Here is a 6,363-nt window from a genome sequence, read left to right on the forward strand (position 1 = left end):
GGCACGTATATCGCCAGCATCAAAGCGGGCGCAGTTATGAAAAATCACCGCATGATGCTCGTCCGGTAACACGAGAGCATTGGTTTTTCCATCAAGTACTCCGCACGTACTTAATAATAAAAGCGAGGGGTTCAATTCCCTCGCTTTTTTACGTCTATGCGGGGATAAAAACAGTGGCAAATCCCCATTTTAAAAAACACTTTTTTAGATGTTACTTCCTTCAGGTGTTACTTCCTTTGCGTGCCCAAAGGAAGTAACCAGGGAAAGGGCACCCCGTGAAAAGCCTTTTTCCCCGTTCACTGCCCGTTTTTCGGGAATGTGTGAACTCACGACCCTTCGGCTCGCTCGGACAGCACCCATTCTTTTTCCGAAAACCGGTTGTGACCGTGGGGCTTTTCAACGGGTTAATAAACTCACAGGCTTTAATAGTCTATATTCTATTTACAATCAAGGTATTACAGTACAGCTAATCGTGGATTTTCGGGGGTCTTCAGAGGGATACAAACAGGATCATTATCCTCGCTGTTCAGAAGGAAACGTAAAGCTCACCGGCCGTTTTTCGTCATCTCGAACAGCCAGCCGCCCTGTTGTGCAATCCCGCCATCCGGCTGTACGGCGCTTATCTTGAGCGTTCCATTCAAGCCGTTTTCAGTGAGTTTCGCGGACACGGTGTACCGCGCCGAACCGCTGTCAGCGGTTTCGGTCCGGGAAAATTCGGCGGCTGAGGACGAAAACACCGTAACCGGCACGATAAAGCTGCAACGGAATTTCCCATCGGTCGTTCCGAGCTCGAACGCAGCCTGCCCGCCGCGTTCTTCTATGACGAGCCGCGCGGGGATTCCCTCGTTTCCCTTTTTGTCGGTGACAGGGCCGTAGACATAGACCGCGGTCCCGGTGTAGGCGCCTGTCCACCGGGTAAATATGCCGGAATTCCCCTTGTTTTCAGGCTGTACGGGTTTTTGCCGGGAATACCCGGCGTCACACCCCGCACCTGTAATGATCAGCATGATTAATAGAAATTGTATCGTTATTAAATCCCGTATTCTCACCATCGGTGTCTTTCTTACTGAGTTGAGTTCAAACAGAACAATCATATATAATTTTAAATTTACGATTTACGATTTACGAACAAGATTTGTTTGACTCTTAAAATTGTATTGTGCAAATCAATTTCGGGATACCATTGAATCATTGAATGCATGGCGGTTTCACTGATTCCGGTAGGCATACCATTCACCGCGGCCATAACCCTTCTGCTGGATAAGACCAAAAACGACCAGGTTGACGCCCATCATGAGCTGTTCCCTGTTGCGTGACTCCGCTCCCCACATGAGGCCATACCCGCGGTCGGAAAAGATGGCGATAAGCCTGTCGCCGAACCATATTCCTTCGAGGTATGGTTTTGTTTTATCCGGCACCGCACCATACTCCTGCGAAGCCCCCTCGGGCGCACCATGGTCAAAATCGAAAAAGCAGTGATACACAGGATGATTATCGGGAATCCTTTCTATTGCACGTGCAGAAGACGTCAGCTCCTGCAGAAACGATCTCAGGATCATACGCAGGGCTTCATCACCCGGCCTGGCGCTTTCAAGAAAGAGTATGCCGCCGGTTCCGATGAAATGACGGAAACTTCCCTTTTCGGCCTCGGAAATCCGGATTCGCCTGTCTGCCAGAATATAGACGAGCGGCGGCCGATTGACGAAGAGCGAATCGACGGTCAGGCCCCGGACGGAATTTTCCTTGATCGGACGTGCCACCGGATGATCGAATGACCCTGTAACTATGACCGGCGTCGGGAGCGGGTTGTCGACAACGGCGGTGATGTTCGTCATGCGGTTGATGGCGTTCGCGAGGCCTCTGATCGACAGGCGCATGGATTCGGTCGGCTTGAAATTCTCGAACTGTATCACCGGAATATGGACATACCCCTGGGTCGCCATCTTGTTGTCTGGATTGTAGATGATATCGGCGCGGTACATCCCGGGATCGTCGAACAGGCGGTTCTTGATGGGAATCCGGTCGTCGGGTGCGCGTGAAATGCCGAGGTCGATGTCGATTCCGCCGGGGAGCGCGACAGTGTCGCTCTCATGGCCGACATGCACTTCGGCGGGATGAGACTCCGGAATCACCGGAGAGAAACGGTGCGGCGCGCTGCCGGGAGCAGAAGCGGATGGGTGAATCTCATTGGTTTTCCGCTCATAGCTCCGGTGATGGAGTGGTTGTTTCCTGAGCATGAACGGCTCAGTATTACGGCGCTCGATGAGACGGAGCGTGACTATCCGTGGCTTTTCCTCTGTCTTGACAGCGATCCGTCTGTACGGAAAAACCGCGAGCAGCAGAGCATGAAATACAACAGCGATGATAAACCCGATATGGAGATATCTGCGGTTTTCGCGTTCGAGCCGCCCGAAGTCGATGATGCCGGAAACCCGTGACAAGCGGGGATCATTGTTACCGTCGTCCATAGTCATCTCTTGTCAGAGAGATATCGTTCGGGTTTTATTTACCGCCCGGAGCAGGCGATTCATCATGTGCCGGAATGGATGAGTATGCATGATAATCGACAACCTGTTTCGTTATCCCGCCGCGCTGGATGAGACCATATACCATAAGATTGACGCCGAGCTTGAGCTGGGGATTGAAATTATACCGTGAACGATCCGATGAAGAGAAATCGCGGTATTTCGACAGTGTGACGCCGTCCCGCCATACATGGCCGTAACCCTTGTTTGAATAAACGGCGACAAGACGCTCGCCGAGCCAGACTCCCCAGAGTTCCCCCGGATTGTCCGAGATAGCCTTGCGTACTTTTTCGAGCACGGGTATATGGAGCATTTCGCCCCACGGATTTACGACAGGATTTTCATCGGGGGGAGTCATTTTTTCCGCTCCCTCGGGCGCTATTGTGAAATCAAAGAAGCAATGGTATATCGGATGGTCGATCGGGACAGGCTCCATCCGGAAATCATCGCCGAGACTGATACGGAGGATATTGATCAGCGTCGCTTCGGCAGGAGAGTATTCCTTCCAGGGTGTGCCGTTGTCGACAATGGCAAATCCGCCGTTTTTAAGGTACTTTCCTAAATTCTCATATTGAGAAGGTTTTAATTCTAACACTTCGGTAGTGTCAGTTGTCAGGTAAATCATCGGGTATGTGGAGAGTTCCTCCGAACAGAGGCAGACAGGATCATCGATTTTCACGGAAATCCCCGTATAATAATTAAACGCTTCCGAAAGGCCGTCAACTGCACCGGCAAGATTATACCGCGGGTTCATTTCACGAATAAATTTCGGAATGTGAACGAATCCCTTGATATTCTTCCTGTCAGACGGGTCCTGAATAACGAATCCCTTGAACTGCCCCATTGCTTCGATATCATCGAGGCTGAGCATCTCATCACGGAGCGAAAAGCCCCGTTCAAGCTCGCGTGTTATCTTCGTGGTATATCCGAAATCACCGGGATCGAACCGTTTCTCGACAGCGAGGGAATCGGGGAGCATATTGCTCTCTGCGAGACGTTTGGTTTCGGTGTCGAGATCACGGCCGAGTTTCGAAAGAAAACCGCGGTATTCTTCATTCTCGATGCTCCTGAAATCCCCGTGCGGTGTTTTAAACCGGAAGTGACTTTCGGCGTTCCGTAACTGGGAGAGGAAATTACGGTCGAGGGTGAATGGTTGTGAAGGCTCGAATTCCTGCGGTTCTTCAGGCAGGGTAATAATATCGATCAGCTTTACAATACGATATTTTTCATGGGTGACTGCAAGTCTTCCGTAATGTATGAACGGAGCGAGCGCAAGCTGGAACAGCAGGGCGATGACAAACCCGGCATAGAGATACCTGCGGGTTTCATGTTCGAGGCGATCCATGTCGAGCAATGAGATTATGCCCGATGGTTCCGCTGTTTTCGGATCATTGTTCACGGGTGTCATCCGCCGTCAAACCGCCGTTGTTTCGCGCCATAAATCCTCTTGTGCTCTCTATTTTATAATGTACTGTTTTTAAAAAATCATCACCAGATATTTTATATGAAAAAATTTTGGTGAAACGGTCTGACATCCTGCTTAAGAGCAAGGATTGTGCGAAGTACCAATTTATATGGTGGCACCCTCCCATTTTTTAAAGAACCCTTTTTTATATGTTACTTCCTTTGCGCGCCCAAAGGAAATAACCAAGGAAAGGGCGCTCCGTGAAAAGCCTTTTTCCCCGTTCACTGCCCGTTTTTCGGGAATGTGTGAACTCACGAGCCTTCGGCTCGCCCGGACAGCACCCATTCTTTTTCCGAAAACCGGTTGTGACCGTGGGGCTTTTCAACGGGTTTGTAAATTCACAGGCTTTAATGGTCAATATTCTATTTATAATCAATGTATTACAATTCATCGTGGATTTTAGGGGGTCGCCAACCAATTTATATGCCCTTGACAGCACAAAATAACACATTTCATCACAGGGTGCATGAAAAAGACACCTTTACACCGCTCGCTTAATCCGTAAAGTGGTCGGAGTTCATTCGTGCTATGCCGCCATCCTGGGTCAATGCGAACACGACCATATTGACGCCCATTTTAAGCTGGGGATCGTTATTTCCCATTTTTTTCAAATCCGCCCACTTTTCGGCATATCCTTTGTTGGAATAAATCGCGACAAGGCGGTCGCCGAGCCAGACACCTTCGAGGTAATGTACATCATATTCTGGTATTTTAACCACTTCGGGCGGTAGTCCGGAAGCACCAATGATTTTCCGTGTAAGATAAATATTTTTCTCCGATCCCTGAGGCGGGCCGTCGCTGAAATTGAAAAAACAGTGGTAGACCGGATGAGAAACCGGTATCGGCTCGAACCGTGCAAGCGAACCAAGGGAATCACGGAGCATCTGCCGCAGCGAAGCCTCCGCAGGGCTGTATGGATGCTCGGGGAGACCGTTGTCGAGGAATGCGAATCCCCCGTTACGGAGATACTGGCCGAATTTCTTTCGTTCCTCAGGAGTAAGCTCGAACAGGCGATCCGCGGCGATAAAAAGGCACGGCGTCCTGCCGAGCCTCGATGAATCGAGGAGGAGATGGCTGTCCACTTCGGCGCGGATGTCCGTATACCAGCTGACAACGCTTGCGAGATTGATTATCCCCCGCCTGCTGCTTTCCGGCGGTTTCAGCTGCGCCCCCCATACCGATGAAATGCAGCAGAATCCCCGGGGGCTTTTACTATCCGGTGTTCCATGTGAAATGAGCGCCCGGTAACGGCCGTAATCGCAGTCGTCGAGGCTGATAAACTCATCACGGAGGGAGATTCTCCGGTCGGGCTGACGGCTGACCGGCCTGAATTCAACGGGAATGCCCTGACCGGAAAGATGTTCAACATCGGGAGCGGAAATCACCATTTCCGGCAGCGAGTCGACGACAACCTCCATGCCGGGTTTCTGGCCGGAAAAACTTCCGATTGTGCCGGTATGCCGGCAGAAATGAAAATCTTTTCCCGATGGTAACTCCGATTGTCGCGAAGGTTTCACAGGTTCAAGCGGGTTGAGTTTCCGGGGATGTGGTAAAACGAATGTATCCCGCGATGGTTTATGAACCACTGTCCGTGATTTCCTGACCGAGTAAAAAATACCGAAAACCAGATAGACGGTAATGAGGAGTATTCCGTTGAGCATGAGAAGTTTATGGATTTCCCGTTTCCCCTTCATATCATTCACCGTATCCGGTTTTCCGGTTTTCTTCGATGTACATGAAGTATCCGACATTGTTCGCGCCTTCCGTATGGTTATCGCTCATGCCCGCAAATCCGTGTGTTACGGGAACCCGTGGATCAGACAAGGTGGAAAACCGGTCGATCAATTGACCAGGAGTTATTAAGAGCAACAACCATAACACTTTATGTAAGATATTGTCGATCATGGTGATATTGAAATTCATGACCCTTTACCCGTTAAAGAAGTATCCGCTGATGAACTCGTGTTGTCTCATCAGCGGATACCAGGAGGTAGGTAGTAAAGCTGGTTCTTGAGCAGTGTACACTGTGCCAGCCCGGCGTTACTGATTTCCGGGCTGTCGCGGGTAATTCACCCGGGGGATGCTCTGCTCGGCTGCACCCCCTCGGGTTTTGAAACAGGCGCAGGAGTACCACCTGCACCATTATCGTTCCTTCTTCGCAGCCTTTATTGAACGGCCGAGAAAAAGTCCATTTTCTGCACCGATATTCCGCCGACCTGTGTTAATGCAAAGACAACCATGTTCACACCCATCTTGAGCTGGGGTTCGTTATTGGAAAGATCCTTCCACTTGATAGCGTAACCCTTGTCGGAATAGATTGCAACAAGGCGTTCGCCAAGCCAGACTCCCTCAAGATAGGTAACAGCTTTTGCC

The 6,363-nt window shown here is 50.4% G+C and carries 5 protein-coding genes; all 5 read right to left on the reverse strand.

The window, feature by feature from the left end:
* Window positions 1-545: 545 nt before the first annotated feature.
* Entirely contained in the window at window positions 546-1,052 is a 507-nt protein-coding gene (locus tag LLG96_16810; protein MCE5251870.1) for a hypothetical protein, read from the reverse strand.
* Window positions 1,053-1,208: 156 nt separating this feature from the next.
* Entirely contained in the window at window positions 1,209-2,468 is a 1,260-nt protein-coding gene (locus LLG96_16815; GenBank protein MCE5251871.1) for a DUF4159 domain-containing protein, read from the reverse strand.
* A 34-nt stretch (window positions 2,469-2,502) separates the two neighbouring features.
* Entirely contained in the window at window positions 2,503-3,924 is a 1,422-nt protein-coding gene (locus tag LLG96_16820) for a DUF4159 domain-containing protein (GenBank protein MCE5251872.1), read from the reverse strand.
* Window positions 3,925-4,484: 560 nt separating this feature from the next.
* Window positions 4,485-5,684: a DUF4159 domain-containing protein gene (locus LLG96_16825; protein MCE5251873.1), complete on the reverse strand. Its 1,200-nt coding sequence runs from the start codon at window positions 5,682-5,684 to the stop codon at window positions 4,485-4,487.
* Window positions 5,685-6,155: 471 nt separating this feature from the next.
* On the reverse strand, window positions 6,156-6,363 hold a 208-nt coding region (locus tag LLG96_16830), incomplete at its 5' end, for a hypothetical protein (protein ID MCE5251874.1).

This window comes from bacterium (assembly GCA_021372535.1).
GTDB lineage: Bacteria > Latescibacterota > Latescibacteria > Latescibacterales > Latescibacteraceae > JAFGMP01.